The organism is Microcoleus sp. C2D2, from assembly GCF_036702495.1.
In the GTDB taxonomy this organism is placed as follows: Bacteria; Cyanobacteriota; Cyanobacteriia; order Cyanobacteriales; family Microcoleaceae; genus Microcoleus.
Genome location: NZ_JAUBTO010000056.1, coordinates 19,401 through 46,144, shown reverse-complemented (window position 1 = coordinate 46,144; position 26,744 = coordinate 19,401). Strand labels below are relative to the sequence as shown.

Sequence of the window (26,744 nt, the reverse complement as noted above, 5' to 3'; positions counted from 1 at the left end):
TAAACGCCCAAAATATATCACCACGCTCAAAAAGCAAACGTGGTGAGTTTGGGAACCCTATCACTAGGGATATTAAGACCGCAATGTCTTAAGAATCCCCGTGCCTTCAGGTCGGGGAGTGTCAAGCAATCTTGTCTAATAATATGATGAATTCCCACAACTTTCGCCACAAAAATCAAGTTTCTCGCCGCAGGCACGGCATTTTGACAAAAACTTTATTTTTATTCCTGATTGGCGGTTCGGCGTGCATCAGAGCCTTGCTGTGGGGACAATCTGCGGCATTTTCCCAGCAGCCGATCTGCCCGACTGGCAACGCTGCTAATTTTCCGGATCCTCCGCTAAGCCAAGCCGAAAAAAGCGTGCCGAGTCTGTGGTTAGCTCAAAAACTCTTTGGCGGAAAATTGCTCGATCGCTGGTTTGTCGATCCCGGCAATACTTGGGTAATTATCATAGTCAACCGCCAACTTTGGAGTTTGCTCGATTATATGGAACGCTATCAGTTTGTCAACCGCTTTGGCACTGTCGCCAGCGAATACGGTTACAATGTGCGAGTTTGCAACCGTCAAGGCACAGCTTTGGCAGTTTATTCGTGCCAGGACGATCGGCGTTTTTGTCGCATTGATTTAGAATCTCTCTCAAATCCGCGTCTTCGAGGAAGGCAGAAGGAATTTTAGTAGGGTGCCCCCTCCGCGAGTTATTTTTTGGATAATCGATAAATCAAGAGCTGACGCACGCTACATTTTAACTTTTCACTACTTGCCGAATTTCTTGCCAGAGCGATCGATATTGTGCAATCCCCGCATCCCCAAACGGCAGCAGAAAGTCGCTAGCAGCAAGAATCTTAGCATCCGGCAACAACACTGAATTAGTGCGGATAGCGAACGGCAAATCCTCGGGTTTCATGCTAACAATTATCGGCGAACTAGCCTTAGCCAGCAAAGATAATTCAGGAGCAACCCGAGGCTGCAAGCAAAAATCAATCCATTTTTCCACTAAAGAAACTGGATTGCCCGATGCTGGTTCTACCCACAAATCCGTCCAAAGTGCAGTTCCAGAAACCGGAACTACTAAAGCAATATCCTTTTGAGTTTGCAGCAGCGGCAGCAAGTCCCCAGAGGAACCTACAGCCAACCAAGTATCGCCTAAAATTAATGGTTGCAGGTAAGCGTCAGAACTATAAAGTTTAACTTGTCGGTGCAAAGAAGCGAGTTCTTTTTTGAGATTGGAAACTCGATCTAATTGCTGCGTATTGTAAGATTTTCCGAGTTTTTTTAATGTTAAACCAATAACTTCTCTGGCATTGTCCGGCAGAGAAATTCGATCGCGCAATTCCTCTCGCCAAAGATCGCTCCAATCTTTGGGAGTCCACCCCAAAGCCTTGAATTTGTCAGTTCGATAAGCAATTACTGTAGTTCCCCAGCGGTAAGGTACACCCCAAACTTTTTCTCTCGCATCTAACAAACCCTCATCGTTTCGCGTTACCAAATTTCGCCACCTTTCTGGCAATCGTTTCCAATTATCAAACTTAGCAGGATCGATCGGCTGAATCAATTTTTGCCGAATTGCCAAAGTCAGCCAGTAATCTCCCAACATCACCAAGTTAGCTTGATTTTTTGATTCGGGAACCTGTTTCCACTCCTGCAACAGGGCGAATAATTCTTTTAATTGTCCTTCTTGCGTTACCTGCAAAAGCGGAGACGGTTGTACCTCGCGCCTAAATTTGCTTACCACTTGGGCCGGAATACCGTTTTTGAGCGATCGAATTTTGAGAATCGGCTTCGAGCCGCAGCCTGCCGCCAATTGACTTAAAGTTAGGGTGGCGGCCCCCAATAGCAAAGACCTTCGTTTCACCTGTGAATCCGCTTTTCTAAATATTGACCGATCGTTTTGTGTTCTGCAGCCCGGGAAATAATTGTTTGTCGAGTCCGGTAGTTGGCGCCGATTTGTTTTATTTCTTCCTCAAACACAGAGCCATTGTACTCGGTTCTGCTGCCTTTGAGAGTCTGTTTGACTCTTGCCGTGATTTTACCTTCTACTTTGTCGATAGAGCTTTCCGATGCCGACAACCGTCAACTTAACGCCTGATTTCTCCGATCCAAGTTCCTTTGAACCAGCAGGAGCTTGCCCCCGTTGGCGATCGGCTGAATCTGTGTTACATTTTTTAATATAACGAAACAACGAGAGCGCTGCCCTCTGCCGCTGGATGACGATTTTTACACAACCGAAGTTAAAAATCCTTTTTAAATCCGCGACAGCTTAATAACTAAAAATCCACTCCTCTGAATCCTGAAAGCGCTGGCGAGGGCGAAGTCAATCTAATAGGAGGCTCCGCGATCCGACTTTCAGAAACCAGATTTTTTAACTCTGATTGAAGGTTTGAACGAAGTATGGGGGTTCACAAACCGGGTTCCTGCGTCCAAGACGATCTAAAACCTAAAATCTAAAATCTAAAATCTAAAATCGACCCACGAATGCCGATCGATTATCTTCAGCCAGAGTCCGTAAATTTACCGTCAGGATGGGGAACACAACAATTAGATCAAAAATTAAATAATTTAGTGATAAATCAGAGTTATGTAAAGATTTCCCTTATATGTAAATATATATAAGTTACGATCCAAAGGATGATTGTATGGAAGCGCTCCGCCAGCAAGTTACAGTATTGACGCAACAAGTAGAAGCCCTCTACAAACTCATAGAAAATCTCAATGAAAAGTTATTGGACTCCGCCCAGCAGACGAAGCTGGCCCAGCAGCAGAGAAACGACTGCTCTGGAACGGTAGGAAATGACAAAACCTCGTCTTATCAAAGCTACAGCCGTCTCGACGGGCTCCTCGAACACAAAGACATACTGTTAGATGACAGCTACTTCGACAAGAATTCTCAAAGTCTTGAAAAAGAGCTGAGCGCAGAGATTCAAATCCAGCGCTTAACAGCTCAGCTAACAGCAGCGTACAATCGAATTGCCGCCTTGGAAGAACAGTTGCTCGCCAAAAGAATGCACTCGCAACAGGTAGGCGGGTCTAATTAAGTATTGCTAGGGGGGATCGGGCATTAATCTCAAAACAAATAAAATTTGCGTTGATTTATGCTCGTCTACTTATAGAGTCATTGCCGAAAGTTTTTTCGATCGTCGCGCAATTAACAGGAAGAATACTTCAAAGCAAGATATTGTGTATAAAATTATGTAAATTTGAGAGCAGAAAGACTACAAAAAACGATATAATTATTCAGCAAAAACGAAGCGGGTTGTGCTGCTCAACCAGGTTCGCAGCTCGATCGGCGCATCTGAATTTTTAATGTTTAACTCAATTGGCGTAAGTCCCACACCGTAACTGTACCCGGTTCGGTGTCGGGATATAAGCTAAACAAAAATATAGAAAGAGTTGGCATATAGAGTTGATTTGAGTCAATATATAGATGGTTGCGACCCACTCACTCGGCTGTAATAACAAAACGGTCATAGTAGCAGTAATATGCTTACCGGGAAACTGCCAGAGAAAGGAGGAAAAGGCAGACCGCTGGTTAGTATGGTATGCCCTGCTGTAAAAAATAACCCATGTTTGTTGTACGAAAATAGTTTTTGGTCTTAGGAAATAGGACGAATGCGTGGGTTCCCTACGAGGGGATAAAGGGCGTAAAAGCTCAGAGATGCTGTGTAAGACTCCGATCGTTTTTGATGACGAATATTCAGCAATGAATATCCCCAATAGAGCGACGGCAAACGAGACACCCCGCCCGAATTATAACGGTACTCCGTTTAGTTTGGGTATTTCACTTTCACACCGCGAGGCTAAAGCTTCAACAGCTTGAAGGAGTTGAATTGGAGTCCAATTTGCAGCCAAGCCACTGGCGATCGCACAGGCTCCCGCACCGACACCTTCCTTAACATAGCCGCGATCGTAAGCTTGCAGTTGCCCGTAGCGAGATCCAGCAAAACTTAGCTGCGCGGCCAACAGAGGCACACCGCCGATCTCCGACGCAAGTCCTACAGTGTCTCCTGTAGGGTCTTGGGCCACCCAGCGCGTAGTCCCCACCGCGACTTGTTCGGGACGCCATACCAGAGCATATTCACGGGCTAAGGCTTGCATCAAAGCGTACACAGCCAGCATTTGCGTGCCCCCAGCCAGGAGCACCCCGCAAGTCCGACTCGCGGCGATCGCCATTGCCGCCACCGCTATTTGCATCGGATCGCCCACCGCTGCTACCAATTCCAGGGGAGTGCTGTTTTGTCCGTTAATTTCCCACTCAGCATTATTGAGTCCCGCTGTCACCGCAGCCAATTTTTGAGCGTGATTGCAGCGAGGGTGAGAACTGTTAACTTTGCCCGCCGCTGCAATACCCAAACCCATTAACACGCCCAAAGCAGTAGTCGTTCCCCCGACTACGCACTCGCCTAAAATTAAATAGCTGCCATTAGTTTCAGCGGCCAATTTAGCTCCCCAAATTAATCCTTGTTCGAGCAAATGTTTGACTGTTTCGAGTTCTAAAGCATTCCCAGAAATCACACACTTTGCCGGAGTGCCGCCCAAATCAATTGCAGGTACGGGAGGCGGGAGGGGCAAACCAGCATTCAACAGGTAAAGGGGAATTTCCAAAGCTTCGACTACAGCGCGAGATATCAGTACCGGCGAGGCACCCGCTTCTAGGGGCGGCAAAGGATATTGGGGCGACGGTTGGGGGCCGTTATACAAAAATTCTGCATCGGCTAAACAAGTAAATTGTCGATCGTGCGGGGTTGCTCCTGCAGCTGAAATCCCCGGAATTAAGCCAGTAGCGGTAAATCCTAACACGCAGGCAAATATCGGTTTTCGTCCCCGATAGCGATCGAGCCACCGCTGACCCTGTTCGATTTCTGTATAAATATTAATCATAATTAGTCATCAGTCATTAGTCATTAGTTAGCAGTCATTAGTCATTAGACCTCTCCAATAATTATTGTGGAACAGGCATCCTGCCTGTTCAAGACTTGCTTTTCAGGAGAGGTCTATTAGTCATTAGTCATTAGTTATTTAGTAGCAATGCCCCATGCCCCATGCCCCATGCCCCATGCCCCATGCCCCATGCCCCATGCCCCATGCCCCATGCCCCATGCCCAATAACTACTCTTCATAATCGATCAAAAGTTGCACCCAGCGCGGCGGCCGCGGAATCGGATTTCCCAAACGATCTAAAAGCAGCAAAGCTACTAAATGCACTACAAATAAATAGACAATATTGTTAACCAAAATCATCCCGGCGGCGATCGCCCCAATTGTGTTCAAACTCGGTACACTAAGCCAGCCCAGCTTCACAAAAACCCATTCCACTATCTCTGTTACCTGCGCTGTTACGTAAACCCAGAGGTCTTGGCCCACCAAAGCTGACAGCAGCCAAAACCGAAAAAAGAAGCCGACAGTACCAATTAGCGCCCCCACACTAACAGACAAAGACCAACTCGCTTTGCGCCTCCAAAGTCCTCCCAGCGCAACTCCCATAATTCCAAAAGGAATCACGTATAAAATGCTCCGCGTCGGGCCCATGAGTACCGACAGCAACAAACCCGATACCAAAGCTGTCATCCAAGCGGCTCGGTTGCCCCAGCGCAAGTAGACTAGGGCGATGGGTATCGGGAAAAAAACCCGCAGCAAAGGCCCCAGCGGAAAGTAATAATTTACCAGCCAAATCAAGCTAGCGGTACTTGCCAAAAATGCCGTTTCTACAAGCCTTAAAGGCGCTTCCCCTAATTCGCGCCGCGGGTCGGGATTTGTGCTCTCGCCAGCCATTGCTGAAATATCGGCGGTTTGCGGGTCGTTATTTGTACTGGGTGAACTGCCCGAATTAGACGCAGCATCTGCTGACAAAAAATCACTCATCCGATTTTAGATTTTAGATTTTAGATTTTAGATTTTACGGGACTTGCGGGCTATACCGCTGATTCCCGGTTTTCCGATTTTAGATTTTAGATTTTAGATTTTACGGGGAACTTGCGCGCGATACGGCTGATTCCCGGTTTCACTTTTTGGATACTTCGCCGTCAAATTTAATCTTGCTCGCAGAAACCGGGTTTAGGTACGAACGCGAGTCTTATTTTAGATGGATTTTGTCAGCAAAAATTTTCAGCAGCATCATTTTTCGGCTTTGACTTCCTGAATTACAAAAACCGAACAAGATGCGTGGTGAACGACATAATTGCTGACGCTGCCGAGGAAAGCTTCTGCGAACCCCGTGCGGCCGCGCCTCCCCAATACTATTAAATCTGCGCCCCAATTTTTGGCGGATTCACAGATAGAATGCCCCGGATCGCCGTCCATTTTGCAGTCAAATTCCACCTGCAATCCTTGTTTGGCTGCGGCGTCGCAGTAATTTTGCAGCAAACCCGAAGCCTGTTTTTCCTCGCTTTCCAGCCGCAAACGTTGAGCTTGATAAGCTTGATTCATTAACTCGGCATTCATGCCCAAATCTACCGGAATTGGCACTGCTGTATCGCCCAGCGAGTTGATAGTAACGCAGTTAAATAGCATCACCTGGGCGCGATCGATCAGAGCTAATTCTAAAGCTTGACTGAAGACGCGGTGGCTCAGTTCAGAATCATCTAAGGGAACAAAAATTTTCTTAAAACTCATAGCCTTACCTCCGGGGGGAAATCATCAGAAAATTGGGTAGAAACCCCGTCCTTCTAGGACGGCTTTATTTTCGTACCTACAAATGGTACAATTCTTATAGTTAACAAGACGCAAAGAGCCAAGCCTGACCGTGAAAATCGGGAAGCCCATGATTCGTGCATTGCACGAATAGAGGTTCAAGCAGACCGCGAAAGTTTGGGGAGCGAATCAAAAAAACAAAAAAGTTAGCTACTGAACCGATACAACGAAATAGAAGTATGAGGTTCCAGTCTTGAATCCTAGACTGGGTGAAACTTCTAGGGTGAGCGTGAATGTAGGTAAGCTCAATGGAGCAATCCGGAGAGTAAGCGAGGCAATTGACACCGCCGTGATGCAGAAAACTCTCGTCTAGCTATTGAACTGGTGACATTGTATCGCATAAATACTTGACCATTTAAATGGTGAAAACTTTATTGAGTGAGTATGGTTCAAGAATTGACTGCGGAGTCTTTTCTTCTTCTAAAGAATCTTCGTCCTTCCAGGACGGAGAGTGTCAACAATATCAGTTACTTAACAGAGAGAGCTCGTGAATTAGATTCAATGAAAGCCAACTCTGATGCTTCTAGACTAACAGACGCTCCAAGGCGTGCAGGTCGGGAATGCACAAAACGTCACGTTCGCGCTGAATAGTTCCTTTTTTTTCCAGCTTGCTGAGCACTCGCGTTACTGTTTCGCGAGCCAGCCCGCTGAGGCTGCTCAATTCTCTGTGTGGCAGGTTGGGAATTTCTGTACCTCCTGTTGACATGATTTTCCCTTGCCCCTCTGCCAAAAATAATAGAATATCTGCTACTCGCGAGGTACTGTCCGACTCTCGCAAACGCAGGCGGCGGTTGACTTGTCGCAGGCGACGGGCCATTAGTTGAGCTAGGCGAATGCCTGCGAGCGGCTCGGTATGAATGAGCTGCACAAAATCTTGAGATGGCATATTGCCGATCAGTGTCGGCGCTAGGGTGATGACATCTGTCGATCGCGGTGCTTCTTCGATCGCGGCCATTTCCCCGAACAGTTCTCCTTTTCCTAAAATATTCAGTGTTACTTCTTTTCCGTCTAGGTTGTAGGTGCGAATTTTCACCCAACCATCCAATATAAAATACACTGATGTTCCCCAGTCATTTTCGAGTAAAATCACTTGATTTGACGGATGACTGCGGGTAACAATGTGGAGAGTTGCTCTCTCGATTACAGGTTGGGGCAAGCCTGCAAAAAAAGGAGTAGAAACTATCAATTGATTTATATTGGACTGCGGATCTCGGGTGTTAAAGCGGTCTTCCATGAGGCCATCATTTTAATTTATGCGCTTGATCTGCGCTGGGCAGTTAGAAATAGCTTGCAGCCGAGTCATTCGATTTGAGATTCAAGATTTGAAAAACAAGTATCTAAAATCTGCAATTTTACCTCTAAAGTTTTGCGGTCAAAGGTCGAATATGGAAATTAATAGCCTTAAGCTCTGATTGCGAGCTAGAAACTAAAGAATATACCATAATTTTTTAGATACATACCACTGAGCAAATTTTATTCACAAAATTTTAGCCGCGTGGTAAGGGACTGAGCCGATCGAATTACCTTTGAAAGCACTTCGCTTAGAAAGCTTAACACTGCTGAGAGATTTGTTGTCAGCGGGCCCAGCACTCGATCGCCAGAATCAGGAGAACACAAGCCTCCAAGCACGGCAGACAGATCCCAAATCCGACTGCAACTGCCCCGAACAAGTCAAATGTCAGCACGATCGGCAAAATCCACAGCTATTGCGAGCCTTTAGGCTGGCGCTCTTGGCGAGCCAGACCGACGCAGTTGGCAGCAAACTTTTCTGCCCCCCCGAGATTATTGTATCATTAGTATCTAGTCATGAATACACATAAAAGGCTATTATAAAAGGTTACTCAAACCGACTGTACGGAGACAATCCCGAATCCCGGCATCCCAAATCGCAAATTGTTTGAGGTTTTTCCAAGTCGGTGAAAGATGAAGAGACAGTGGCGCGCCGCGACGCTGCCAAAACTCGGGGTGACGGGTGTGGGGCCCGCCGTTGTTGCGGGTGGGGGCATTCATTTCGTGAGATCCCAGCTAAGCTGTGTTGCATCTAGATTGCCTATGGTATTAGAGAGGGAGAGGGGGTGAAGGGGAGAGGGGGAGAGGATTTGACGATTTTTGATCGGGACTCGAAATATACAATTTAAATGCACAACAGCTTATCCCGAGCACTCAGCGGTTCTCCGGGCCCGCTTGAAACTCGAAAGCAGCCGCAGAATTTGACAGCACTTGCAGTTGATAGAAGCCGGCATTTGGTGCAGAAGTACCGGCTAACCTATCATAGGCAATAGAAGTTATCGGAAGACAAAAGGTTAATTAACAGTTGTCAGAAAATATTAGTAAGGAACCCCACGCCTAAAGGCGGAGGCTTTCAAGACTGTCCGGCTCTTTGAGCGGGATTGAATCGAGGGCCTACCTTACCAGCCGTATACTTTCGAGGTCTACGTTTCAAGAGTCATGATACCGGGGAATGCGACGCTAGTTCCTCGCTCTATCGCTAGTCGTTAAACATCCCTACAAAGGTTAAGGACGTGCGACTAGCTTAAAAAGCTCTTAAAACATTGGCGAAGCGAACATTACGAGCAATCAGAAGAGACGCAACCATGTCTAACCAAATTTTTGTTCTAGATATCAACCGCAGACCGCTCACTCCCTGTACTCCGGGGATTGCAAGGTCTTTGCTTAAAGCTGGAAAAGCAGCGGTGTTCCGTCAATACCCGTTCACCATCATTCTTAAAAAGGAGGTCAACGCCACGCCAGAAGCCATCACGCTTAAATTAGATCCCGGCTCTAAGACAACTGGCATCGCATTAGTTCAAGGCACGGTAGTTTTATTTGGGGCTGAACTCACTCACCGAGGTCAAACCATCAAAGCGAGTTTGGAATCACGCCGTGTTCTGCGACGTGGGCGGCGTTCACGCCATACCCGCTATCGTCAAGCTCGATTTCTCAATCGCACTCGGCCGAAGGGTTGGTTAGCACCCAGTCTTCAGCATCGGGTCAAAACGACTCTTACCTGGGTCAATAAACTCATTAAGCTTGCGCCGATAAACTCAATTGCTCAAGAGTTGGTACGGTTCGATTTAAAACAACTTGAGAATCCTGAAATATCGGGAATTGAATACCAGCAAGGAACACTTTTAGGATATGAAGTCCGCGAATACCTTCTTGAGGTTTGGGAGAGGAAATGCGCTTATTGTAGTATCGAAAATGTTCCATTACAGATAGAACATATTCACTCCAAGGCAAAAGGTGGTAGCAACCGAATTTCTAATCTGTGTCTTGCTTGCGACACTTGTAACAAAAAGAAAGGTACTCAGGATATCAAGCAATTCTTAGCCAAAAAGCCTGATATTCTCAAACGTATCCAAGCACAAAGAAAACGCCCTCTCAAGGATGCAACGGCGGTCAATTCGACCCGTTGGGCATTGCTGAATCGACTAAAAGAAACGGGACTCCCCGTGACTACGGGGTCGGGCGGTCAAACCAAGTTCAATCGGACTCGCTTACAACTACTTAAATCTCACTGGCTGGATGCGGCGCGTGTAGGCAAGGTCGAAGAATTGAAGGTACTGACCGCTCAACCGCTGCTAATCAAAACAGCGGGACACGGAACACGACAAATATGTGGTACAAATAAATTCGGCTTCCCAATTCGTCATAAATCAAGAAAGCAAATTCATTTCTGCTTTCAAACTGGGGATATCGTCAGCGCGACAGTCACCGCAGGAAAGAAAATTGGCTCTTACACGGGACGAGTTCTTTGTCGCGCATCTGGCTCGTTTGATATTGTCACAACGACGGGAAGAGTCGCAGGAATTAGTCACAAATATTGCCGTCCAATTCATAAGAAAGATGGTTATTCCTATGGATTTTAATTCTAGGCGACTGAAGTCGCTGCCGCTTTCCCCCCCATGCCTAAAGTCAGGGGCTTCTCGCTCGTTTTTTAGTGAATTAGTGAATTATTGACGGACTCGCATTCAGATTATTCTATCTATTGGCATCGCTGCCGCCTGACTTCAGTCTTTTTTTGATAAAGTTTTTCCCAAGCCGCATTCCCAGAGGTTCCGCCCTTGAATTCTCAGAAGTACAAAATTCAAGCATTGATTGCTGAGATTGACGAGGTACTCAGCAAGCCCGCACCCCGCTTGCCTTGGACGGGTTCGATGGATACTGTCCACCAGCGCCAACTGTTAGAGCGAGTTCGCGCTTATCTGGTTTCCTCAGACTCCAACCTAACCGCAGGCTCGGGGCCCGCCAGCCCAAATGTCCGCCCGCAACCAGTTCCAGTGCCCAAAGTGCCGCAAGCGGCCCCTCGCCCCTCAGCAGCAGAGCAAATCATGCTTGCCGTAACCGGAGAAATCAGCCACCTGCGTTCAAGCCTGACGGAGCCGCTCCAAGAAGACATAGAAGCTCTGCGGATGGAGCAGCAAGCTCTAATTCAAGAAATCAAACAGCTAGAAGCACAACGGCAGCAGCAACAATCGCTAGCTCAGCAACAAGCAAACCAACAGCAAATCATTTCTGAATTCTTGCAGGTACTGACTGCGCGCTTGGAAGAAACCTTGACTAGCAATTTCTCCCAAATTCTAAGTTCCCTAGAAAATCAGTTATTGCTTCGCAGCGCAGCACCTTACTCTTTGGGCAGTGGACAATCAGAACAACCTGCTCTTGATGTCACACTTAACCCACAAACCTCAGGAGAACACCCGCGGATGACGGCGGCTCAAAGGTTGGAGCAAATGCAACTGTTCCAATCTCGTGTAGACAGTCTGCTGATGAGTCTCGATTCTAGGATGGGTAGCGTGTTCGAGTCTTTGCAAGCAAATCTGGAAAGCTATCAAGCTTCCTTGGGACAAGGACTCGAAAATATGCATGGTTTGAGCCAGCAGAGCGAGGCGATGTTCGTGGCTTTGGTCAACCACTTGGCTGTACAGTTGGGGCGAGAAGTGTCTTCCTACGTGCAGCAGCCTCACGATTTAGCAAATCTCGAAACCGTCATCCCACCCGGAGCCGATGGGTCTGATGCCTCTGGCGCCGTCTCAAATACCGAGCTCGAGCACTCAGCCGCCGAGATTCAGACTGGAGAGTTGGTGCAGTCCAATCGCACCGGCGAATTCGGAGAACAAGACAGATTGCCCTACGCCGATACAGAAATTTCTCCGCAATTGGGACAGTTGAGGGGCGACGGCGACCGCCTTCAATCCCCTATTTCGCTCCCGGAGTTGGCCGATAATTTGTTCAGTTCGGCACCCGCAAGACCTCAACCGCAAACTCCGTTTTCCGGCGCTGACTCGGAAAATATGTTAGCAGAAACAGGCGAAGATGTTGAGGATTTGTATGCAAGTTTGTTCGCGGGAGAAGCCGTCGCTGAAGTAGAATTAGAAGTCGAAACTTTCCCGAGTGAAAATACAGGAATTGAGGTAAAAAGTGAAGCTGTAGAATATCAAGCTGCCGCGCCTCATGAAACGACCGAATCCCAAAAGATGACCGAAGATTTGTTTGTAAATCTGCTGGATGAAGGCGAATCGCTGGAAAATATTTTAGTAGGTGAAGATTCAGAATTCGTAATCGGTAATTCTGTAAACGATCTAACTTTAGATACTGCCAATTTATTTGAACCGCAAGTTGCAACGGTATCTCAGGTTTCAGAACCGCCAGCCTCAACCGCCTCGCGGCAAATTGACCCGGACGATCGAGAAAATCTAGAAACGGCTCAAAACCGAGGCGAGCCGAAAGATGCTGCTGTGCCTCAATCAGCCTCTTTGCCGTTGAAAACCCCTGCTGAAATTAGCCGGAACCTCCCCACTGCCAGACCCCCTGTGGCGAGTTCTGGTGATGTTCACAGTGGCGAGTTCGACGCCTCCTGGCAGCGGCTCGATGATGCCTACATCCAAGCTTCGCCGGAGGAGGATTTGCTGCCGCTCGAGGCATTAGAAGATGACCTCGATCAAGCTCTAAATTTGGATAACAATACTCTGGAACAGTTGGAGGCAGACCTCTACAATCTGGAGGGATTGGAAAATACTAGCTCCAGGCGATCGATTTCTGAAGCCGCCAACAGCTTGGATTTATCGGCGAGTTCCCCCTCCGGCGCTGTAAAAAATCCCTTTGCTCTTGCTGCAGAGGAAGAACTCGGCACGCTGGAGGATTTGTTCTCCGATGTGTTGGAACTCTCATTGGAGGATGAACCCTTTGTTTTGGAAGACGAACTTGATGATGATTTGTTTGCTGAGGAAGACGAATCGAACTTGACGCTAGACGAGATTTTGGCTAGTTTCACCGAGAGCGATCGACCTTTGACTGATTCTCCCCCTCCAGAAACTGCCGAAACTAACGAACTGCGATCGAGTCCTCCAGAAAATAAAAAAAAAACCTAATTTCGACAGAGAGTAAAGCAGGAGTTGTTGAGAGGGAAACCGAGCTTAGCGAGACCGCGCAGCAGCAAGATTCGGCGCCGTATTCTGTTGCAGGTGCGATCGCCCCGACCTACCCTGACTCGGACACTCAATCCCGGGAACGCCCGAATTCTCGCTGGTATTTGGGTATTGATTTCGCCTCCAGCGGGCTGTCGGCGACTTTGCTCGATCGCGCCAGCCGTCATCTGTACCCGATTTACTGGGAAGCATCGCAGGCTGAGGGTTCCGAGAAAGGCGCCAGCTTTCGGATTACGCAGGCTGCGGTGCTTGCGGAAACAGCCCCAGGGATCCCAGGGTCTCCGGTGACAGTCAAGTCGGTGGGATTGGGGCAGTTGGCTTTGCCTGCGGGAGAATTTGTACTGCAAAATTTTAAATTGCCTTTAAAGGTGGGCATTCCTTATCAGCGGGAGGCTGCTGGGATGTACGAACCGCTGTTGCAGTGGGATCCGTTGCAGGCTTTTTCGATCGCCTTGCCGCTGCAAGGTGTGCGGGCACTGCTGGCTACTTTGAATCCGAGGAAGCAGGGGCAAAAATTTGGCGGCCTTGGGGAAGTTTTGGATTCTGCACCGAGGGCGATTTTTGCAGGATTGCCAGTTTCCAATTTAATTTGTAGGGCTTCGGGACTGACGGCCCAAACTCTCGATGCGGCGCTTTTAGACTTGCAGGGTGTAATTTTGGGGACTCCGGCAGGCTGGTCGGATGCTTATAGGTTTAACCTGCGGGAGGCTGTTTTGGGCGCGTCTCTGGTGGCTTCGGCTTCGCAAATTTTTGTGGTGGAAGATGCGATCGCCACTTTGATGGCTGCTGTAACTGCTGTGAAAAATGCCACAAAAGTGCAGCCGTGGGCCGTGGATTCTGCTAATGGTCCTCAAGAACCTGCCCCGCTGACTGTGAATGCTTCGTCTTTTAGCGGGGGAACTTTGATTTTGAATGCGGGGGCGGCGACGGTGGAATTAGCTTTAGTTGAGTTGCCGTCCAATCTTGAAGATTTAACTCGTGCTGATTTTACTTGCCACAGTTTTGCTTTTGGTGGCGATGCTTTCGATCAGGATATTATCTGTCAGTTGTTGGCTAAAAATGAAACTTGGGGAATGTCGATCGATTTGCCACGTCCGGGGCATCCTGATTTGCCGAGCCGCTATCAATTGCAGCAGCGGTTACAAGGTTCTGCTTTTGGGCTGCAATTGTTGGAGGCGGCAAGGCACATAAAAGTTATTTTGCAACATCACAAAAGTTTTGCTTTGGATATTGGGCAGCAGCATTGGGATGTGAAGCGCAAAGATTTGGAAAGTCGGGTTTTAGTGCCTTTTGTGCAGCAGTTGAACCGCGAATTGAATGCTTTGCTCAGCCGCGCGGGAATGTCGCCGGCGGGGATTAATCAGGCGATTTGTGCAGGGGGTATGGGTGCTTGGCCGGAGATCGCCCGCTGGTTGCGGCAGAAGCTGCCGAATGCGATCGTGGTTCAAGACCAGGAATTGGAGGTCGATCGAGATATTTTTGACCTTCACAATTCTGCATTAAATTCTCTATCTCAAAGTACAAATTTTTCAGGAAAAATTGGTTTAGTTGCCTGCGGGTTGGCGAGTTTGCCCCTCTATCCTCAAATTTTGGATGTGTCGCAGCATCAGTACAGCGACTTTTTTCTGCTGTGGGAATTAATGCAGGTTTTGGGTGTCCAAACTCTGAGCTTTCAGGAAATTTTGCAGTTGTTGGAGGGCATTGGCGTGAATACCCGCACCTGCGAACCCCGGATTCTGCGGATTTTGGAAGGAAAATTGCCGGGGGGAGTTGTTCCTGCGGAGGAAGATTTCATGCTGCTGGGCGAGGAGTCGAGGCAAAATCCTGATTGGGAAGCAATTTTGGCCGAGCCGCTTTTCTTTGAAGATGTCTCGCGGGGTTATCGCTTGAATGTCGAACACGCCTCTGTTGTTCGCGAATATTTAGGCAAACTCGCCAATAGCAGCCAGCAAAAATTGTTAGAGCCGCTAACAATTGCTTGGGATGTTCGCACCGATATTTATCGCTAAACGGCAAAAAACCTGGTTTCTCAGTGGAATCCTCTCTATCTTCCGGAATATTCCTTCTAGAAACCGGATTTTTTGCGGGCAAGGCTAACTTTTTTATGTAAATGTACTTAAGGTTACATAAAAATATTTATTTTCAGAATAAATATACAGAAACTTTATAAAAGTGTTGTTGCTTTTTAAAGATTGTGCAAAGCTCAGCATTTCAGGTTCTGCCTATTTAGCCAGAGCAATAAGATGAACGTGAGATATCGTTAAAGTTGACACAAATCACATGAAAGTTCCGATGGGTGCCTGTAAATCATTAGTATTATCAGAAATGCCGTCCTTATTTTTTCAAGAATCTACTTACAAAGAGTGTGTATCAAAAGAGCAGGTTCACCCCTCCGTAACGTGCAAGGTCAAACGGTCGATCGATATTTTGGGCGCGCTGCTGGGACTGGCAATTGCAGCAGTGGTGGCGGTGCCGGTGGCCGTGGCGATGCTGTTGGACGATCGGGGCCCGCTGCTGTACAGTCAAGTCCGCTGCAGCTTGAAAGGGCGACATTTCAGAATTTGGAAATTTCGATCGATGGTTGTCGATGCAGAAAAGCTCAAACATTTAGTTAGCAACCAAGCCAAGGGTCACATTTTTAAGAATGAAAATGACCCGCGAATTACCCGCGTCGGCCGCTTCTTGCGGAGCACGAGTTTGGACGAGTTGCCTCAATTCTGGAATGTGTTAGTCGGCGACATGAGTTTGGTGGGAACTCGACCGCCAACTCCCGATGAAGTTGCTGCCTATGGGGACAAGCACTGGCAGCGTTTAGATGTCAAACCCGGGCTGACTGGGGAGTGGCAAGTCCACGGACGGTCTGGAGTTAAAGACTTTGACGATATTGTGCAGATGGATCTCGACTATCAGGGCAAGTGGTCTGTTGTCTACGACATCACTCTGATTTGCAAAACAATTGGGGTTGTCTTGAGTAAAAACGGTGCGTGTTAGATAGGTAGGCTGTTTAGGGTTGGTTTTTTATTTTAAATTTTAGTTTAGGAGAAAACAGGGGAGAAAATATTTGGAAACGCGATTAAATATATGTTAATAGAATTAGCGATTGGTGACGCTTACGGTGCGGGTTTTGAATTTGTTGAGCAGCAGACGATCGAATTGTACAACAATCTCAACGGCTACATCAAGCATCCCCATCACGACATCGGGCCTGGATGTTACACAGACGATACGCAGATGAGTTTAGCCGTCGCAGAAGCTATCGTCAGCCGAGAACCTTGGACGCCGGAACTTTTAGCCACCAAATTTGTTGCAGCTTTTCACCGCGATCGCCGATTTGGTTATGCTGGCAAATTTTACGATTTTTTGCTACAAGTTCAAGACTCAAAAGAGTTCTTAGAAAAAATACACTCCGCTAGCGATAAAAGCGGATCTGCGATGCGAGCAGGCCCCATTGGGATTTTTCCTACTATTGAAAAAGTTATCGAAAATGCTACCATTCAAGCTGCAATTACTCACAACACTCCTGATGGCATTAAAGCAGCTATAGCGGCCGCTTTGATGTCCCATTACTTTATTTATCAGCTAGGTTTAAAGAAGAATTTGGGAAATTTTTTAGAAAAGCACGTCCCTGGTGAGTGGTCGATACCTTGGCAAGGAGAAGTCAGCACTAAAGGTTTGGTCTGTGTTAGAGCAGCTATTACTGCGGTCATGCTCCATGATAGTATGAGCAAACTGCTCCAAGCTTGCATTGCCTTTTCCGGAGATGTCGATACAGTAGCAACTATTGCTTTAGCTGCTGGTTCCTGTAGCAGTGAAATTGCCCAAGACTTGCCAGAAAATCTGGTACAAGGATTAGAAAATCAATCTTACGGTCGAGATTATATCATAGAACTGGATCGACAGTTAATGAATTGCAGGAGCCACTTCTGACCGAAAGCATCCAGGATACAAGCCCCCCGATTCATCCGTGGAGAAATAAAAAACCTCTATCCGATAAACAAGCCTCCGAATTTATCCGTGCGGTCAAGGCTTCAATCTAAAATCTAAAATCTAAAATCTAAAATCGATTGACTTCTTCCTGATATCTGTTACATCCGTTAAATCCCGTACACTGCGCGCTGCCGAACTTCTTTCTATTATGAATTTGCCTAATTTGATTACTTTTTCTCGCTTACTGGGAGTGCCTTTTCTGCTCTACGGTTTGTACGACCCAAGCGCGCAAAGCCGCTGGATTTGCACCGCGATTTTTGTGGTAGCTGCGGCTACTGATTGGCTGGACGGCTATTTGGCTAGGAAGCTGAATCAAATTACCGATTTGGGAAAGTTTCTCGACCCTTTGGTGGATAAATTGTTGGTAATCGCGCCGCTTTTAGTGTTGATTGAGTTGGGGAAAGTACCTGCTTGGGCAGTGTTTTTGATTTTGGGGCGGGAGTTGACAATTGCGGGGTGGCGTGTTAATAAAACTACGATTTCTGGAGCTAATATTTGGGGGAAATTGAAGACGGTGAGTCAGATTGTGGCGATCGCACTTTTAATTGCTCCTCTGTCTGAAGCGTGGAATTTTCCCACATTAATTGCTTTTTGGGTTTCTGTGGCTTTAACTTTGATTTCTGGCGCTATTTATCTGTGGCCGGAAAAGACTGCTGAGGACAAGTAATATCAATTCCGGTTGCACTCATACCGGAATTGTTGACTGTTGACTGTTGACTATTTGAACAATACCGATGCAAGCGAAAGCGATATAAAGGGGAGAAAGTTAATTGTTTAAATGCAAGTTTGCATTTCTATGTGGAGAAAAGAGAGGCGATCGAACTTTAGTAAACACCAGGACAATCGCCTAAAACTCCCCTTAAACTAAGCCGAAATTAAGCGAGCTTTCGGTTGAGGAATATAACGCCCCAATTCCTGAGCCGTCTCAATCCACTCCTGCATAATAATCTCGATATTTTGTAGTGCTTCTTGATAAGTTTCGCCATCCGCAGCGCATCCGGGTAATTCCGGCACTTCGGCAATAAATGCTTGGTCTTCTTGACTCCAGTAGAGGATAATTTCATAGCGAAGCATCGTTTTCACCTCCTAGTTGGTGTTTGAGAATTACCTCACGAATTTGCCTGACTTGATAGGCTTTGGCTTGCGAGCCTTTGGGTTGAAGATTTAGTATTTCTTCAACACCATCTTTAGCAAATATGTGGTGACTGCCACGAATCCGTTCCTCAAAGCCGAGTCTGCGTAAAAGTTGGCAAAGTTGAGCAAAGGGTATATTGGCGTCGGAATTACCAAGTAAGATTTTAGCTAGCAGTTTGTCTGGTTGACTCACGCTCTGTCCAAGTTATCAGTTATTTTATGATGACATATTTCTGAGTTGGCGATCGAAAGTCATTCGTCAGAAATCAGAAGCCCGAATCAAAAATTCTGACGAATGACCAATTCCTTAATAATGACTGCCTGATTTCCGGTAATGCACCGCTGTCACTCCGTCATTTTTCAGCAAATGACCGTTTTCAACCGCCGCATAAACTACCCAGTGATCGCCGCATTCCATCCGACTTATCACTTCGCATTCCAGATAAGCCAGAGCCTCAGTCAAAACCGGACAGCCGTTGCTAGCTTCCATTGTTTCGACTCCGGCAAATCTGTCTTCTCCCGGAGCAAAGTTTTTCATGAAATACTTCCGCAACTGTCGCCCTTCTGCTAAGATATTGAGCACAAATTTATCTCCGGCGTACATCAAAGCTTCGATCGATCGATCCTTGGCAACCGCAATCGTCACACCGGGCGGATTAAACGTTGCTTGCGATACCCACGAAGCCAGCATCGCACTGGCGATCTCCCCGCGCTTCGCCGAGACTACACACAGCGAACCAACCAATCTCCCTACTGCTTGTTCAGTGCGATCGCTCCCCGCTGCTAACTGCGGTTTCGGTGCCCGCAATTTTTGCGCTCGAATCAAAGCTTGAGCAAAATCCGTTCCCGCTTCTTTGCACTCGTGAATCGTCGCCGCCGTCGGCTTAAATTTGGCTCGTATCGGCTCAAATCCAATTCGATAGCCAGCATCTTTCAGCTTGTTTTCCACTAAGTCGATCGCCTCTCCACTCCAGCCAAAAGAACCGAAAACCCCCGCTAATTTGCTCTTAGTTGCTGTAGATAAAACTATTCCCAAAGCAGTTTGAATCTGCGTCGGAGCGTGTCCTGCTAGCGTGGGAGTTCCGATGATAAATCCCGCGCATTTTTCGATCGCCTCTTTAATTTCTCCCGGTTCGGCAAATTCGCAGTTGATACTTTCCACCGCAACGCCGGCTTTAGTAATTCCTTTGGCGATCGCCTGCGCTAAAGTAGCGGTATTTCCGTAAGCAGAAGCATAAATCAAAGCAACTGTCAAGTCTTTTGAATTTTGTTGCTGGCTCCATTCCCGATACAAATTGCTCAGTTCATTAAGGCCGTAACGGACGATCGGGCCGTGACCGGGAGCATAAAATGCTGTTGGTAAATCGGCTAATTTATCCATTGCGGCCAGCACTTGTTTTGCCTGAGATGCGTGCAGGGAATCGTAATAATACCGCCGATCTTCGCTGTAAACGCTCCACCCTTCATCAAATACTTGATCCCCGCAAACGTGAGATCCAAATAGTTTGTCAGTAAACACGATTCGAGTTTGCGGATCGTAGGTGCAAAGTTCATCAGGCCAGCGAGGAGTCGGAGTCGCGATGAATTTTAAGGCGTGGCCTTTTCCTAAGTTGAGAGTTTCTTCTCCCCGAACAATCATAATGTTTAATTCTTGGTCGGGAAAAGCGGCTCGCAAACCAATTGCGGCGGGATTCGTACAAACCAAAGCTACTTGAGGAGCTAATTCTAACAGAGCTTTAATTGTTACTGACCTGTTAGCATTGAAATGACCCAAAATTATGTAATCCAGCTTTGTCAAGTCTACCCGCTGCTGCAAACATTCCAGATAATTTTGAGTAAAAGATTCCCCCGGCGGGTCGAACAAAGCAGTTTTGTCAGCTTGAATAATATAGCTATTTGCTGTCGTCCCCTTTTGCAGCGAATACTCGACTTCAAATTTGAGTCTGTCCCAAGTGCGCGATCGCACAATAAAAGTATCGGGTGCGATCGGGATAAACTGCACGTCGCGGGGTTTTGCCTGTGATGCGAGTCTAGGAGTCAAAGTGTTAGTCATTAATTGCACCTATGAGAAACTGAACTACAGAACTTCTTTTGATTTCGTGCCAAAACTTGGTATCTACAATGTCAAACCTTGCCCCTCGATCCTGTAAATTGGTATCCAGGTCAATCAGAAATTCCCTGGTTGTCAAATCGTCCCCAATCTGGATAAAGCTCACCCCAATTTCTTCATCTTTATCTATTTTATTTGCCGCACTTACAATTATTTCGGCGATAGCAGTGGCGTTTGCGGGTTTTTGATCGAGGACTGCAACAATTATTGCTCCTTTCTTCCCTTTGGGATTTGGTTTGCTTGCGAAATAATCGCTAAAAGTTGCTTTCAGAGCTTCTTCCAAATTAATGTCAGTGGGTTTTGCTGAATCCGGTTCCGTATTTTGTCGTTGCAAAATTTCAGCTAACCGGGCAACATTGGAATTTTTATACTTCCACATAGGAGTAGAAGCTTCTTGACATACTCCCGGGCCTTCAGGCGAGGGGATTCTAAGCTCAGACAGCAATTGCAGGCGTAGCCTGTCTAACATCACCTAACGCGCGCGGTTGATGCCCCAACCGCACAAATATTTATCGCGGCGTTTTCGTCTCTGCCATTAACAGACTGACAGGACGGACAACGCCATTCACGCACCTCTAGGGTCAATTCTTTCAGAACGTGCCCACAATTCGAGCAAGTCTTAGAACTCGGATACCATCTGTCGATAAAGACGACTTGCTTCCCTTTCTTAGTTGCCACCCATTCGAGGATTTTCAGGAATTCCCCGAATGCTAAATCTGAGATATTGCGTCCCCATAAACGCTGCATCCCTTTCAAGTTAAGCGTTTCAAAGCACAAAACATCAAACCGATTCGTTAACTCATGCGCCAACTTCCAGAACCAATCAGAGCGGCGATTGGTCACGTCTTCATGCTTGCGAACTAGATTCAATCTGGCTCGTTCTCGATTGGCTGAACCTTTTCGTTTCTTGGAGTGCTGACGACTCGCTTTCTTGATGGCATTCAGGGATTGTTTGAGGAATTGCGGTGATTCAATCTTGGAACCATCAGAGCAAGTGAGAAATGTTTTCAAGCCAAAATCAAACCCAGCAATTTTACCTGTCTCGAATTTGGTTTCTGACTCATCAACACTGTCAACAACGACAACCATAAACAACTCTCCTAAAATCGTGCGCTTAATGGTTAGCGTCTTGACTGTTCCCTCTATTTCTCTGGAGTTCCAATACTGATAAACGCGATTCCCAATCTTGATCCGATTGCCCGTCAAGAACTTGTAGCCAGCTTGTTTCAGGGTGAACGATTTGTATCGTCTAACCTTTTTGAAGTTGGGCGGCCTAGCTCCTTTCTTGTGATGCTTAAAGAACAGTTGGTAGGCTTTCTCAATGCGTTGACAGATATCCTGTACAGCCTGAGATCCAACCTGTTGCCAGAATGCTTTACCCTTTCTGAGTTTGGCGATATGACTTTGAAGTTTGCTGCAATTCAAGTGCTTACCCCACATCCGGTAGTACCGTTTGTGAAGTGCAATGCAATGGTTATAAATCACCCCGGCAGCATGGATAGACCGCTTAAGGTGTTTATTCCGACTGCTTTGATAGAGCTTGAACTTGAGTGTTTTCATGCGATTATTGTATATCATCTAGATATACTTTGCAATGAAAAAAAGTGTGTTTTTTAGACTGACTGATGAAGAGTTTGAGAAGTTAGAAACCTATTGTGAAGCCACTGGAAGATCCAAATCAGATGTTTTAAGGGAACTCATCCTAAGCCTTAAGACAAAGAGAAAGCCGTCCTAGAAGGACGGGGCTTTAGACCCATTTCTCCGGTAAAGAGTGATGCCGTCGCTGTCAAATTGCTGACATTTTTTTGCGAGGTCGATCAGAGATGCCTGTGCTTCTATCCACTCCTCGTACCAAGGATGCTGGGGGTCTCTGCTGGCATCGCTTCTGGCAATAATAATTGTGTAATCTCGGTCTTCTAAAAGATTGGCAGGCATTGGCAATTCCTCAGAGTGAAAATGGAGTGAGCATAACAACGGTTGGCCGGGTAAGGTGCGCGGCGCGGCGCACCCTACGTTTGGACTTTTTGCGTAAAAGAAATCAGGTTTCTCCCCAGGGAGAGTGGGCCCGAGAAAGATAGGGGAAGAAAAACAGAAGATGATTAGCAAACTAATTTAATCTTTTTTTCCCGAATCCTGACCTCCGTTACATCCGTTAAATCTTGTACCCTGCTGTGTTGCCGAACTTTCCGACCTCCGTTACATCCGTTACATCCAGATTCACTGCGCGTTGCCGAACTTGCTTCCTAATAGTGATTTCCCACTTTGCGGTGGTGAACTGCCGGCAGCGCATCGGGATTGGATACGCGGCCGTTATCGACGATCGCATATACGATATGATGATCCGAAAGTTCCATCCGGCTGACTACTTCGCATTCCATGTACGCCAAAGCATCTGTCAAAATCGGAGAACCGTTGGTAGCAGGTTGAGTTTTAACTCCGGCAAATCGATCGGCACCTGGAGCAAAACGCTTTAAAAAGTGCCTCATCAAGGTTTGATAATTGCCTTCTTCCAGCACGTTGAGAACAAATTTATCTCCGGCGTGCATCATCGATTCGATCGCCCGATCCTTCGCTACTGCTATTGTTAAACCCAGCGGTTTAAAGCTGGCTTGCGTTACCCAAGAAGCCAGCATCGCACCGCTAACCTCGCCTTTTTGAGCGGTAATGATGTACAGTCCGCCGCTGATCCGTCCCAAAGCTTTATCGAGGTCGCTGTCGAGGGATTTCATCTGTTTGACAGCCTTGTCCCGCGTCAGCCACTGTCCCAAGTCGGTGCCGGCTTCGTCGCAAAGTTGATAAATCGCTTCTGTCGGCGCTTCTTTAATCAAAATGTTGGGAAATGCTTCTTTTAAACCCAACTCTTTGAACTTGTTTCGCAGCGGGTAAATAGATACGTCATCGCCACCGCCGGATTCGCACAAACCGAAAGATTGTTTGTTGTTAGCCGCAACTAAAATTGTGTTGATAACAGCTTCGGCATTCGCAGCAGCAGTACCGCTACTCGGCGGCGAACAAATCACGATACCGGCGGCGGTACCGACAAGTTCCGCAACTTCTTGCAAGTCGGCGATTCTCAAATCCATCATTTCCACGGCGACACCGGTTTTGGTGATACCGTGGGCGATCGCTTGGCTGAGTCGATCGCTCCATCCGTAGTCGGAGGTGTAAAATACCGCTACAGTGGTTTCTGCCTTAGCTTGCGCTTGGCTCCACTTTTTGTAGCGTCCGGTAAGTTCCACCACATTGTGCCGCAGCAGCGGCCCGTGACCGGTTGCAATTGTACCAATTTCTCCCAACTCTGCCATCCGCTTCATCGCAGCGAGTACCGATCGAGCATTGGGAGCCATCAAGCACTCATAATAAAAGTGGTAATCTTCCTCAACTGCTGCTAAATCGTCATCGAAGGTGCTGTCGGTACAGTAGTGCATCCCGAAAGCGTCGCAGGTGAACAGCACTTGAGTTTTGCTGTCGTAGCTGAAAATAGTATCGGGCCAGTGCAAGTTCGGCGCCGATACGAATTCGATAATGTGGCCGTTTCCTAAATCTAGTTTGTCCCCGTTTTTTACTACCAATCGCTCAAATGGTTGGTGTACAAGGTTTTCTAAAAATTGAATTGCTACTTTCGCCCCCACGACAATCGCTTGGGGTGCCAGCGCCAGCACGTCTTTGACTAAACCGCTGTGGTCTGGTTCGGTGTGGCTGATAATTAGATAGTCAATCTCTTTGGGGTCAATTTCCCCCGTCAGAGTTTCCATGTATTGCTGGCGAAACTTCTCGTGCGAGGTATCGACGAGGGCTGTTTTTTCACCGCGAATGATGAATGAGTTGTAAGTTGTACCGTTTTTGAGTCCGAATTCGATGTCAAAGCGGTCTCTATCCCAGTCCAGGCATCGAATTGCCGTTGTATCAGAGGCAATTTCGACTTTTTCCACCGTCAATCTGCGTTGGACTCGTTCAGTCAGCGCTACCATCAGTGCCTCCTTGTCTGTTACCCATTACCTTATTGTTTCCATTCTGACACGTTTCTTTTGTAAATCTTTATCAAATTTCCTATCACTCAGTTAAGCATCCCAAAAGTTAACTCTATCTCTTGACAAAAAGCAAATATGTGTGCTATGGCAACCGAGTTCGATCGGTTGGGCGATCGAGGTACTGAGTTTTGCATGGAAATTCCTATCCAGCAGTCACTTAGTTATAGCCTTTCTCAGTAACATGAGGTGCTCAATTGGCATAGGGCATAGGGCATAGGGCATAGGGCATACCTCACCACGTTTGAGAACCGCTATAGTAAGCTGTTCTGCATTTAAATTGTATGTCAAAAAAAATCAAAGTCTTGTGGGGTGGGCGTCCCGCCCGCCCTGAATATATAATTTAAATGCGCGACAGCATAGCAACTTAACAGTTATACAAAATGTGCAGTAAGATGATCGAATAAAAAAATCCCAAATCCACAAGCCCAAATCGATTAAGTGAAGTAAAGCTATGTCTGAAAGTTCCTTTGAGAAAACTAATTTGGGTTGGCAATTAGGACAGTGGCAACAGCGAGTGGAGGAGTGGTGGGAACTAAAAACTGCCCAAAATATACCGAATGTCAAATTGCCATCTTGGTTTGATTCCCCCATCTGGTGGGCGATCGCTAAAGCCGCCTTTTGGTTAATCTTAGCATTGCTGGCAGTCTGGGCGAGTTGGCAGATTTGGCAACTGTTACGTTTTTATATTCATAATTTCAAAAAGCAGAATCAAACAACTGATGGAAGTGCGAAAAAAACAATTAAAGATTTGTCCGTAGCAGAGTGGTTGTTGCGATCGCAAAAATTGCAGCAACAAGGCAAATACCGCCAAGCTTGCCGCTGTCTTTACATGGGGATGTTGCAGCGGTTAAATGATGCGGGAACCGCGGTAGACCAACCCAGCCGCACTGATGGCGAATATTTGCAATTAATCCAGCAATTACCCCAGCCAGTCCCTTACGAAACTTTGATAAGAATACACGAGCAACTATATTTTGGGAATGCGGAAGCTGACGCCTCAACCTTTGAACAGTGTCAGCAAGCTTATCAACAAATTAAGGATTAAGTAGGTAAGCGCAAAAAAACAATAATATCAATTCCGGTAACACCGGAATGGTGGTCCGTTGCGAGTGGTCCGTTGGGAGTCGGGGAATGTGGAATTATTGACCTTGAGTCGATCGAGCCCATGCAACTGGAAACGATATAATACCAATTTTTTATGAGGTTCCGTAGAATCCGATCCCCCCTAGCCCCCCTTAATAAGGGGGGGACAAGATTCCGATCAAAGTCCCCCTTCTTAAGGGGGATTTAGGGGGATCGAGATATGGCAACCTTGCAAGCGAATCCCATCTTGCCTGACATTGCAAACTTTGTTGCTGTCTGGCGCACTACCCGAACGAAAGTCAGTAATTGGGCGACAATGCTCGCTGCTGTTAAGCTAGGGAAGATTTTACCCGCGTACCTCGCTTTCTTGAAAAAAGCTGTAGTGAGGAATCAGACAGATAAAAAGCATTTAACTACTTGCGAGACATATTAGTAGAGCAAGGATTCCTCGCCCTACTAACAGCCTTAAATCAGAGTAATTTGAGTGTTTGGCTGATTGCCGACATTCGCACCTGGGCCAAAGCCTAAATTCACCGGCCCACTAGTCAAACCAAGAGGATTGTTAATCGTCCGACTAACCCTAGTTTGACCGGGATTAAAGTTAACCGTGTCTCCAGTAGGACTCACAGGAAATGAACTGACAATGGTGGAGTCTACGTTGTTCACAGGTTGACCACCACCAGGGGCAGCAATCAAATAGTCCACTGAAGGCGGAACCGAAGTATTGGCAGTCCGATTAGTCGTAACAACTCCATAACCACCATCAATAATAGGATCGGGAGACGAACCGTAAAAGAAGGAAGTCGGAGCCGCAAAACTAGGATCAATGTAATTTGCTTGGGCGAACTGGAAGAGCTGTGGAGAGATCATCGGAGTTGGCGGCGTCCCAGTTGACGACACATCATTAATCGTCAAAAATGACGGAGGACCACCGACATTGCCACCGCCCAGCACCAAAACCACCGTTTCCGGCGATTCCGGCCTCGTGTCGATCGAAGTCGTCACGCTGAAACTAGCGGTACTTTGCCCCGCTAGAAAATTCAACACCCCCGCCGCGGGAGTGTAATCCGCTGCTGTGCCTGCTGAATTTGCCGAACCGTTAAGAGTCTGGTAGTTAATCGATGCAGCCGCCAGGCCACCGGTGCGAGTAACGTTAATCGTAGCCACGTCGCCTTCAGCCACCGTGTAAGTTGGTTGGGCGAACTGGAAGATACTTGGAGACGTCGTATCCAGCGGCGGCGGCACATCATTAATCGTCAAAATTGACGGATTACTGCCGACCTCGCCA

Annotated in this window: 27 protein-coding genes; 12 read left to right on the top strand and 15 right to left on the bottom strand. The window is 47.1% G+C overall.

Going from position 1 to position 26,744, the window contains the following annotated elements; genetic code table 11:
* Positions 1-143 precede the first annotated feature (143 nt).
* Positions 144-674 carry a hypothetical protein gene (locus tag QUB61_RS18970; protein ID WP_333135815.1) on the top strand — a complete coding sequence of 177 codons (531 nt, stop codon included), beginning with the start codon at positions 144-146 and terminating at the stop codon, positions 672-674.
* A 67-nt stretch (positions 675-741) separates the two neighbouring features.
* Here the strand turns inward: QUB61_RS18970 and QUB61_RS18965 are convergent, their stop codons facing one another.
* Both QUB61_RS18965 and QUB61_RS18960 read right to left on the bottom strand, forming a co-directional pair.
* A complete protein-coding gene (locus tag QUB61_RS18965; protein ID WP_333135813.1) occupies positions 742-1,851 on the bottom strand; it encodes an extracellular solute-binding protein in 1,110 nt (369 codons plus the stop codon).
* Positions 1,848-2,066 carry a phycobiliprotein lyase gene (locus QUB61_RS18960; RefSeq protein WP_333135811.1) on the bottom strand — a complete coding sequence of 73 codons (219 nt, stop codon included), beginning with the start codon at positions 2,064-2,066 and terminating at the stop codon, positions 1,848-1,850. The genes QUB61_RS18965 and QUB61_RS18960 overlap by 4 nt, the downstream gene beginning before the upstream one ends.
* 566 nt (positions 2,067-2,632) lie before the next feature.
* Here QUB61_RS18960 and QUB61_RS18955 point away from each other — a divergent pair.
* The gene (locus QUB61_RS18955) at positions 2,633-3,031 is read left to right on the top strand and encodes a hypothetical protein (protein ID WP_333135809.1); all 399 of its coding nucleotides are present in this window, start codon (positions 2,633-2,635) and stop codon (positions 3,029-3,031) included.
* A gap of 712 nt (positions 3,032-3,743) precedes the next feature.
* On the opposite strand, the gene cobT is transcribed toward QUB61_RS18955, so the two are convergent.
* From cobT to QUB61_RS18935, 4 genes are all read right to left on the bottom strand, one after another.
* The gene (cobT, locus tag QUB61_RS18950; RefSeq protein WP_333135807.1) at positions 3,744-4,874 is read right to left on the bottom strand and encodes a nicotinate mononucleotide-dependent phosphoribosyltransferase CobT; all 1,131 of its coding nucleotides are present in this window, start codon (positions 4,872-4,874) and stop codon (positions 3,744-3,746) included.
* A gap of 228 nt (positions 4,875-5,102) precedes the next feature.
* A complete protein-coding gene (locus QUB61_RS18945) occupies positions 5,103-5,855 on the bottom strand; it encodes a DUF2232 domain-containing protein (protein ID WP_333135805.1) in 753 nt (250 codons plus the stop codon).
* A 252-nt stretch (positions 5,856-6,107) separates the two neighbouring features.
* On the bottom strand, positions 6,108-6,605 hold the full coding sequence (locus tag QUB61_RS18940; RefSeq protein WP_333135803.1) for a universal stress protein: 498 nt from the start codon (positions 6,603-6,605) through the stop codon (positions 6,108-6,110).
* A 601-nt stretch (positions 6,606-7,206) separates the two neighbouring features.
* Positions 7,207-7,917 carry a Crp/Fnr family transcriptional regulator gene (locus QUB61_RS18935; RefSeq protein WP_332955597.1) on the bottom strand — a complete coding sequence of 237 codons (711 nt, stop codon included), beginning with the start codon at positions 7,915-7,917 and terminating at the stop codon, positions 7,207-7,209.
* A gap of 292 nt (positions 7,918-8,209) precedes the next feature.
* Here QUB61_RS18935 and QUB61_RS18930 point away from each other — a divergent pair, with 292 nt between their 5' ends.
* Positions 8,210-8,503 carry a hypothetical protein gene (locus QUB61_RS18930; protein ID WP_333135801.1) on the top strand — a complete coding sequence of 98 codons (294 nt, stop codon included), beginning with the start codon at positions 8,210-8,212 and terminating at the stop codon, positions 8,501-8,503.
* 7 nt (positions 8,504-8,510) lie between these two features.
* Here the strand turns inward: QUB61_RS18930 and QUB61_RS18925 are convergent, their stop codons facing one another.
* On the bottom strand, positions 8,511-8,693 hold the full coding sequence (locus QUB61_RS18925; protein ID WP_333135798.1) for a hypothetical protein: 183 nt from the start codon (positions 8,691-8,693) through the stop codon (positions 8,511-8,513).
* Between the two features lie 584 nt (positions 8,694-9,277).
* Between QUB61_RS18925 and iscB the strand changes: the two genes are divergently transcribed.
* The 6 genes from iscB to pgsA all read left to right on the top strand — a co-directional run bounded on the left by iscB (position 9,278) and on the right by pgsA (position 17,765).
* Positions 9,278-10,552 (top strand): RNA-guided endonuclease IscB, encoded by a 1,275-nt coding sequence (gene iscB, locus QUB61_RS18920; RefSeq protein WP_333132301.1) that lies wholly within the window; start codon positions 9,278-9,280, stop codon positions 10,550-10,552.
* 195 nt (positions 10,553-10,747) lie between these two features.
* Complete coding sequence (locus QUB61_RS18915) at positions 10,748-13,054, top strand: hypothetical protein (RefSeq protein ID WP_333132300.1); 2,307 nt, start codon at positions 10,748-10,750, stop codon at positions 13,052-13,054.
* Between the two features lie 161 nt (positions 13,055-13,215).
* Positions 13,216-15,120: a hypothetical protein gene (locus QUB61_RS18910; RefSeq protein ID WP_333132299.1), complete on the top strand. Its 1,905-nt coding sequence runs from the start codon at positions 13,216-13,218 to the stop codon at positions 15,118-15,120.
* Positions 15,121-15,391: 271 nt separating this feature from the next.
* A complete protein-coding gene (locus QUB61_RS18905) occupies positions 15,392-16,102 on the top strand; it encodes a sugar transferase (protein WP_445300257.1) in 711 nt (236 codons plus the stop codon).
* A gap of 90 nt (positions 16,103-16,192) precedes the next feature.
* The gene (locus tag QUB61_RS18900; RefSeq protein WP_333132298.1) at positions 16,193-17,038 is read left to right on the top strand and encodes an ADP-ribosylglycohydrolase family protein; all 846 of its coding nucleotides are present in this window, start codon (positions 16,193-16,195) and stop codon (positions 17,036-17,038) included.
* A gap of 208 nt (positions 17,039-17,246) precedes the next feature.
* On the top strand, positions 17,247-17,765 hold the full coding sequence (gene pgsA, locus QUB61_RS18895) for a CDP-diacylglycerol--glycerol-3-phosphate 3-phosphatidyltransferase (protein ID WP_333132297.1): 519 nt from the start codon (positions 17,247-17,249) through the stop codon (positions 17,763-17,765).
* Positions 17,766-17,962: 197 nt separating this feature from the next.
* On the opposite strand, the gene QUB61_RS18890 is transcribed toward pgsA, so the two are convergent.
* The 5 genes from QUB61_RS18890 to QUB61_RS18870 all read right to left on the bottom strand — a co-directional run bounded on the left by QUB61_RS18890 (position 17,963) and on the right by QUB61_RS18870 (position 21,902).
* Positions 17,963-18,172 (bottom strand): type II toxin-antitoxin system HicB family antitoxin, encoded by a 210-nt coding sequence (locus QUB61_RS18890; protein WP_333026737.1) that lies wholly within the window; start codon positions 18,170-18,172, stop codon positions 17,963-17,965.
* Positions 18,159-18,425, bottom strand: coding sequence for a type II toxin-antitoxin system HicA family toxin (locus tag QUB61_RS18885; protein WP_333132296.1), 267 nt, complete (start codon positions 18,423-18,425; stop codon positions 18,159-18,161). The genes QUB61_RS18890 and QUB61_RS18885 overlap by 14 nt, the downstream gene beginning before the upstream one ends.
* A 114-nt stretch (positions 18,426-18,539) precedes the next feature.
* Complete coding sequence (locus QUB61_RS18880; protein WP_333132295.1) at positions 18,540-20,285, bottom strand: diflavin flavoprotein; 1,746 nt, start codon at positions 20,283-20,285, stop codon at positions 18,540-18,542.
* Positions 20,278-20,811, bottom strand: a complete 534-nt coding sequence (locus QUB61_RS18875; RefSeq protein ID WP_333132294.1) for a hypothetical protein — start codon at positions 20,809-20,811, stop codon at positions 20,278-20,280. The genes QUB61_RS18880 and QUB61_RS18875 overlap by 8 nt, the downstream gene beginning before the upstream one ends.
* A complete protein-coding gene (locus QUB61_RS18870) occupies positions 20,811-21,902 on the bottom strand; it encodes a transposase (protein ID WP_333132293.1) in 1,092 nt (363 codons plus the stop codon). The genes QUB61_RS18875 and QUB61_RS18870 overlap by 1 nt, the downstream gene beginning before the upstream one ends.
* A gap of 34 nt (positions 21,903-21,936) precedes the next feature.
* Between QUB61_RS18870 and QUB61_RS18865 the strand changes: the two genes are divergently transcribed.
* Positions 21,937-22,077 (top strand): ribbon-helix-helix protein, CopG family, encoded by a 141-nt coding sequence (locus QUB61_RS18865; RefSeq protein ID WP_333132292.1) that lies wholly within the window; start codon positions 21,937-21,939, stop codon positions 22,075-22,077.
* Here the strand turns inward: QUB61_RS18865 and QUB61_RS18860 are convergent.
* Together QUB61_RS18860 and QUB61_RS18855 are read right to left on the bottom strand one after the other, a co-directional pair.
* On the bottom strand, positions 22,074-22,277 hold the full coding sequence (locus tag QUB61_RS18860) for a hypothetical protein (RefSeq protein WP_333132291.1): 204 nt from the start codon (positions 22,275-22,277) through the stop codon (positions 22,074-22,076). The two genes, QUB61_RS18865 and QUB61_RS18860, sit on opposite strands and share 4 nt — an antisense overlap.
* A gap of 308 nt (positions 22,278-22,585) precedes the next feature.
* On the bottom strand, positions 22,586-24,313 hold the full coding sequence (locus QUB61_RS18855) for a diflavin flavoprotein (protein ID WP_333132290.1): 1,728 nt from the start codon (positions 24,311-24,313) through the stop codon (positions 22,586-22,588).
* Between the two features lie 511 nt (positions 24,314-24,824).
* Here QUB61_RS18855 and QUB61_RS18850 point away from each other — a divergent pair.
* Together QUB61_RS18850 and QUB61_RS18845 are read left to right on the top strand one after the other, a co-directional pair.
* A complete protein-coding gene (locus tag QUB61_RS18850; RefSeq protein ID WP_333132289.1) occupies positions 24,825-25,418 on the top strand; it encodes a DUF4129 domain-containing protein in 594 nt (197 codons plus the stop codon).
* Between the two features lie 258 nt (positions 25,419-25,676).
* Positions 25,677-25,889 (top strand): hypothetical protein, encoded by a 213-nt coding sequence (locus tag QUB61_RS18845; RefSeq protein WP_333132288.1) that lies wholly within the window; start codon positions 25,677-25,679, stop codon positions 25,887-25,889.
* A 32-nt stretch (positions 25,890-25,921) separates the two neighbouring features.
* Here the strand turns inward: QUB61_RS18845 and QUB61_RS18840 are convergent.
* On the bottom strand, positions 25,922-26,744 hold an 823-nt coding region (locus QUB61_RS18840), incomplete at its 5' end, for a Calx-beta domain-containing protein (protein ID WP_333190070.1).

Excerpts from the sequence above, each read along its gene's own strand:
- QUB61_RS18970 (WP_333135815.1), top strand. The coding sequence starts at position 144 with ATGATGAATTCCCACAACTTTCGCCACAAAAATCAAGTTTCTCGCCGC.
- QUB61_RS18955 (WP_333135809.1), top strand. The coding sequence starts at position 2,633 with ATGGAAGCGCTCCGCCAGCAAGTTACAGTATTGACGCAACAAGTAGAA.
- cobT (WP_333135807.1), bottom strand. The coding sequence starts at position 4,874 with ATGATTAATATTTATACAGAAATCGAACAGGGTCAGCGGTGGCTCGAT.
- QUB61_RS18945 (WP_333135805.1), bottom strand. The coding sequence starts at position 5,855 with ATGAGTGATTTTTTGTCAGCAGATGCTGCGTCTAATTCGGGCAGTTCA.
- QUB61_RS18940 (WP_333135803.1), bottom strand. The coding sequence starts at position 6,605 with ATGAGTTTTAAGAAAATTTTTGTTCCCTTAGATGATTCTGAACTGAGC.
- QUB61_RS18935 (WP_332955597.1), bottom strand. The coding sequence starts at position 7,917 with ATGGAAGACCGCTTTAACACCCGAGATCCGCAGTCCAATATAAATCAA.
- QUB61_RS18925 (WP_333135798.1), bottom strand. The coding sequence starts at position 8,693 with ATGAATGCCCCCACCCGCAACAACGGCGGGCCCCACACCCGTCACCCC.
- iscB (WP_333132301.1), top strand. The coding sequence starts at position 9,278 with ATGTCTAACCAAATTTTTGTTCTAGATATCAACCGCAGACCGCTCACT.
- QUB61_RS18905 (WP_445300257.1), top strand. The coding sequence starts at position 15,392 with ATGAAAGTTCCGATGGGTGCCTGTAAATCATTAGTATTATCAGAAATG.
- QUB61_RS18900 (WP_333132298.1), top strand. The coding sequence starts at position 16,193 with ATGTTAATAGAATTAGCGATTGGTGACGCTTACGGTGCGGGTTTTGAA.
- pgsA (WP_333132297.1), top strand. The coding sequence starts at position 17,247 with ATGAATTTGCCTAATTTGATTACTTTTTCTCGCTTACTGGGAGTGCCT.
- QUB61_RS18890 (WP_333026737.1), bottom strand. The coding sequence starts at position 18,172 with ATGCTTCGCTATGAAATTATCCTCTACTGGAGTCAAGAAGACCAAGCA.
- QUB61_RS18880 (WP_333132295.1), bottom strand. The coding sequence starts at position 20,285 with ATGACTAACACTTTGACTCCTAGACTCGCATCACAGGCAAAACCCCGC.
- QUB61_RS18875 (WP_333132294.1), bottom strand. The coding sequence starts at position 20,811 with ATGTTAGACAGGCTACGCCTGCAATTGCTGTCTGAGCTTAGAATCCCC.
- QUB61_RS18870 (WP_333132293.1), bottom strand. The coding sequence starts at position 21,902 with ATGAAAACACTCAAGTTCAAGCTCTATCAAAGCAGTCGGAATAAACAC.
- QUB61_RS18865 (WP_333132292.1), top strand. The coding sequence starts at position 21,937 with ATGAAAAAAAGTGTGTTTTTTAGACTGACTGATGAAGAGTTTGAGAAG.
- QUB61_RS18860 (WP_333132291.1), bottom strand. The coding sequence starts at position 22,277 with ATGCCTGCCAATCTTTTAGAAGACCGAGATTACACAATTATTATTGCC.
- QUB61_RS18855 (WP_333132290.1), bottom strand. The coding sequence starts at position 24,313 with ATGGTAGCGCTGACTGAACGAGTCCAACGCAGATTGACGGTGGAAAAA.
- QUB61_RS18850 (WP_333132289.1), top strand. The coding sequence starts at position 24,825 with ATGTCTGAAAGTTCCTTTGAGAAAACTAATTTGGGTTGGCAATTAGGA.
- QUB61_RS18845 (WP_333132288.1), top strand. The coding sequence starts at position 25,677 with ATGGCAACCTTGCAAGCGAATCCCATCTTGCCTGACATTGCAAACTTT.